6 protein-coding genes are annotated in these 4,359 nt (G+C 65.8%); all 6 read right to left on the bottom strand.

What is annotated here, in order from left to right; all coding sequences use genetic code 11:
* Window positions 1–366 (bottom strand): tetratricopeptide repeat protein (locus TNMX_RS11435; RefSeq protein WP_038032395.1); only part of this gene is annotated, 366 nt, incomplete at its 3' end.
* Window positions 360–2,255: an AMP-binding protein gene (locus tag TNMX_RS11440; protein WP_038032396.1), complete on the bottom strand. Its 1,896-nt coding sequence runs from the start codon at window positions 2,253–2,255 to the stop codon at window positions 360–362. The genes TNMX_RS11435 and TNMX_RS11440, both read right to left, overlap by 7 nt.
* Window positions 2,256–3,047, bottom strand: coding sequence for a serine/threonine-protein kinase (locus TNMX_RS11445; RefSeq protein WP_253269407.1), 792 nt, complete (start codon window positions 3,045–3,047; stop codon window positions 2,256–2,258).
* 28 nt (window positions 3,048–3,075) lie between these two features.
* Window positions 3,076–3,750, bottom strand: a complete 675-nt coding sequence (locus TNMX_RS11450; protein WP_038032400.1) for a metal-dependent hydrolase — start codon at window positions 3,748–3,750, stop codon at window positions 3,076–3,078.
* A gap of 21 nt (window positions 3,751–3,771) precedes the next feature.
* Entirely contained in the window at window positions 3,772–4,143 is a 372-nt protein-coding gene (locus TNMX_RS11455) for a DUF3809 family protein (RefSeq protein WP_038032402.1), read from the bottom strand.
* The gene (locus tag TNMX_RS11460) at window positions 4,140–4,349 is read right to left on the bottom strand and encodes a DUF3248 domain-containing protein (RefSeq protein WP_015716772.1); all 210 of its coding nucleotides are present in this window, start codon (window positions 4,347–4,349) and stop codon (window positions 4,140–4,142) included. The genes TNMX_RS11455 and TNMX_RS11460 overlap by 4 nt, the downstream gene beginning before the upstream one ends.
* Window positions 4,350–4,359: the final 10 nt, after the last annotated feature.

Raw genomic sequence — 4,359 nt, forward strand, 5'->3', positions numbered from 1 at the left:
CTGGAGGAGGGAGGCCGCCTCCCTGTAGCCCTGGCTGTAAGCCTCCTCCAGGGCGCTCCTTGCCCCCTCGAGGTCCCCCGCAGCCCTGAGGGCAAGGCCAAAGCCAAACAGGGCCTCCGCCCCGCCCCGAAGCGTCCCCACCAGGCGGGAGAAGGCGTAAAGGGCCTCCTCCCTCTGGCCCAGGCGGTGGTGGGCGAAGCCTGCGAGGAGGAGGGCCTCCTCTGGGGGGTCATAGCCCTGGAGGAGGGGCTTAAGGCGGGCGAGGACCCCTTCCATCTCCCCCCGGGCGTAGAGGGCGCGGGCCTCTTCCAGGGGGGAGGCCAGGGCGAGGCTCCCCAAGAGGAGAAGGGCGAGGGCTCTCACCATTGGGCGGCCTCCTGGATGGCCCGGACGGCCTCGGGGTTCTCCAGGGCCGAGAGATCCCCGGGATCCTGGCCCAGGTAGACCGCCCGCACCACCCGGCGCATCACCTTGGCGTTTCGGGTCTTGGGCAGGTCGGGGACAAAGAGAACCCTTTCCGGCTTTAAGGGTTTGCCCAGGGCTTCCGCCACCCGGTCGGCCACCGCCTGGGCCAGCTCGGGGCTAGGGGAGAAGCCGGGCTTCAGCACGGCGAAGAGCACGATGGCCTCCCCCTTGACCGGATGGGGTACCCCGATGGCGGCGCATTCCTTGAGGGCGGGGTGGGCGATGGCGGCGGTTTCCACCTCGGCAGGCCCCACCCGCTTGCCCGCCACCTTAAGGGTGTCGTCGCTCCGGCCCAGGATGAAGAAGTGGCCTTCCTCATCCTGTAGGGCCAGATCCCCGTGAACCCAAACCCCGGGGACACGGGAGAAATAGGTGTCCAGGTAGCGGGCCTCGTCCTGCCAGAATCCCTTGGTCATTCCGGGCCACGGCCTGAGCACCGCAAGCTCCCCCACCTGGCCCACCACGGGTTTCCCCTCCGGGTCCAGCACCGCCGCGGCCATCCCGGGCACGGCGGTGTTGAAGCCCATGGGCTTGATGGGTTTGACCAGAACATTGCCCAGGATGCCTCCGGAAACCTCCGTCCCCCCCGAGTAGTTCACGATGGGCCTCTTTTCCTCCCCCACCGCCCGGAAGAACCAGAGGTAGGGCTCGAGGTTCCAGGGCTCCCCGGTGGAGCCGAGGACCCGAAGGGAGCTGAGGTCGTGGGCCCGGATGGGCTCCTCCCCCAAAGGGATCAAGGCCCGCACCAGGGTGGGGGAGAGGCCCAGGTGGGTGAGGCGGTGGGCCTCCACCATTCGCCAAAGCCGCTCCGGTCCCGGGTAGTCGGGGGCGCCGTCGTAGAGGAACACCGTGGCCCCCAGGATCAGCCCTCCCAGGATGGCCCAGGGCCCCATCATCCAGCCCAGGTCCGTGAACCAGAAGAGGCGATCCCCTTCTCTCAGGTCAAAGAGAAGGGCCAGGTCAAGGGCGGCCTTGAGGGGAAAGCCCGCATGGTAGTGGACGGTTCCCTTGGGCCGGCCCGTGGTGCCGGAGGTGTAGATGAGCATGAAGGGGTCCATGCTCTCCATCTCCTCCGCGGGGAAGGGCTCGCCCCTTAAGGATGCGTAGTCCAGTTCCCCGGCCTCCAGGGGCAGGCCCAGCCGGCGCACCACCAAGAGATGGGGGGTCTCCGCCAGGGCCTGGGCCTTGCGGGCCTCGAGGAGGAGCTCCACCCTTCTTCCCCGGCGGTGGAAGCCATCCTGCACCGCCAAAAGCTTGGCCTTGGCGTCCTTGAGCCGCACCGCCGCCGCCTCGGCGGCGTAGCCGGAGAAGATGGGAATGGCGATGGCCCCAAGCCAGGCGGTGGCCAGGAGGAGAATGGCCGCCTCGAGGCCCATGGGGAACCACAAGCCCACCCGGTCCCCTCGCTCCACCCCCAGGGCCCGAAGCCCTGCCGCCACCCGTTCCACTTCTTCTAAAAGCTCCCCGTAGGTGAGGGTGTGCACCCCACCCTCCTCGGTTTCGTGGATGAGGGCTAAGGCGGTGGGCTCGTGGCTGAGGGCTGCCTCCACCAGGTTGAGCCGCCCCCCCACGAAGAAGCGGGGAAGGGGAAACCCACCTTCTATGACCCGCTCGTAGGGTTTGCGCCAGGGTAGGCCCAGGTGGGTGAAAAACTGGTGGTAAAAAGCCTCAAGTTCCTCCACGCTATAGCGGTAGAAAGCCTCGTAGTCCCGGAAACCCAGGGCCTCCATGAATCGGAAGAGCCTGGTGGCCTGGATCTCCTCCGGGTTGGGATACCAGATGGGCTCCATCTATTTCCTCCAAAAGGGAAAGCCCTTGCGTTTGCTTGGCGTTTCGCCCTCCTTCTTGCCGTAAGGGTTCTCCAGAGTCTCGATAAAACCCTTGATGTCCAGGCGCTCCTCAGGAGTTTTGGCCAAGAGGCGCCTCAAGGCCTTGTCCAGCCTGGGGGGAAGGGAAGTGGGAGGGGGAGGCAGGAGGAGGTGGGCGTTGCGGAGAGCTTCCGGGGTTTCCCCCCGGAAGGGTCGCCTTCCCGTGAGGAGCTCGTAGGCCATCACCCCAAAGCTGTAGGCGTCGCTTTTGGGGCTGGGCTTGGCCCCCAGGAAGAGCTCGGGGGCCAGGTAGTGGGGGCTTCCCGCATACTCCAAGGAAGCCTCCGCCAGGGGGCGCACGGTGCCCAGGTCCCCGAGCTTGTAGCCTTCTTTTCCCACGAACACGTTGGAGGGCTTCACATCCTGGTGGAGGAAGCCCTTTTCGTGCAGGAAGAGCAAGGCCTGCCCCACCTGCAAAAGCGCCCGCATGGCTTCCTCCTGGTTCAGGGGACCCTTGAGGAGGCGTTCCTCCAGGGTGCCTTCCTCCAGGTACTCCAGGGCCAGGAAGGCTCCCTCGCCGAAGGGTATCCCGTAAAGCCCCTGCACCAGGTGGGGGTGCTTCAGGGAAAGGCTAAGGGAAACCTCCCGGGCAAACCGCTCGGCAAGCCTGGGGTCCTGCCTTACTTCCTTGCGGGGAAGCTTGAGGGCTACCTTTTGCCCATCGGGAGCCTCCGCCAAATAGACCTGGGCGGTCTGCCCCAAACCCAGGAGCATATGCAAGCGGAAATCCTTGCGCTTCAGGCTAGTCAAGGACCAACACACCTTCCGGTTTCAGGGCGTGGCCCTCCACGCCCTTTTCCTTGGCCCTCTCGGCGAAGGCATCCCCGTCCTGACGGATGGGGGGGAAGGTGTTGTAGTGGATGGGCACCACCCGCTTGGGTTTTAGGAGCTCCAGGGCCTTTAGGGCGTCTTCCGGTCCCATGGTGAAGTGGTCGCCGATGGGCAGGAAGGCCAAGTCCAGGCCCAGCTCCCCGATGAGGCGCATGTCGGAGAAGAGGGCGGTGTCCCCAGCATGGTAGATGCGCTTGCCGCCAAGTTCCACCACCACCCCCATGGGCATGCCCCCGTAGGTGCCGTCGGGGAAGCTAGAGGAGTGCCAGGCGGGGAACCATTTGAGCCACCCTCCGGGGAAGCGGTAGGTGCCTCCGATGTTCATGGGCACCGCCTTGGCCCCGTGCTTCTCCGCATAGGTGGCGATCTCAAAGGTGGAAACCACCGTGCCTCCTTTCTTGGACAGGGCCACGGCGTCGCCGAAGTGGTCCCCGTGGGCGTGGGTAACCAGGATGAGGTCCGCCTGCACCTCCCCCACCCCCACCGGGGCTACGGGGTTCCCGGTGAGGAAGGGATCGATGACTACCTTGGTCTTGCCGTCGGAAAGCCAGACCGCCGAGTGGCCCAGGTACCGGATCTCCAGCATAGGCACCTCCTTTAAAAGGCACTATACCGGAGAGGAGGGCATTTGGGAAAGGGACCGCTCTAGGCTTTTAGAGAAGAGGAGTTCCAGGATGCGGGCAAAGGCCCGCTCCCCCCAGGTTTGTCCCTCGGGGAGGACCAAACTGAGCTCCAGTTCCAGCTCCAGCCCCTTCGTGCCTGAAAGCACGCGACCCTCTACCTTGAGGGAAGGTGGAGGGAGGAGCTTGGCCTCGAGGTTCTCTCCTCTAAGCCTCGAGGCGAAGGGAAGGGCCACCTCCCCCAGCACGGGGTTTTCCTGCCGGAAGACCCCACGGACCTCGTTTCCTTCCAGCTGGAGTTCCAGGGGTAAACCCTGGGAGGGATGGCCGTTTAGGACGAGGTGCAGCCTGGCCTTCATCCTTCCACCCACTCCACCCGCACCCGGCCTTCCTTGGCCAGGCGGGCCACCTCGGCATCCGGGATGTTCAAGAGCCTGGGCAACTCCCGGAAGCGGGGTGTGGCCGAGGCCAGGCCCACCCGCACCACCAGGACCTCTTCCTCCTCGGCCCGGCCGATCCGCCAGACCAGGTGCTGGCCCAGGGCTTCCAACAGGTCCTTCTCCACCCCCTTAGTC

This window comes from Thermus sp. NMX2.A1, from assembly GCF_000511705.1.
In the GTDB taxonomy this organism is placed as follows: Bacteria; Deinococcota; Deinococci; order Deinococcales; family Thermaceae; genus Thermus; species Thermus scotoductus.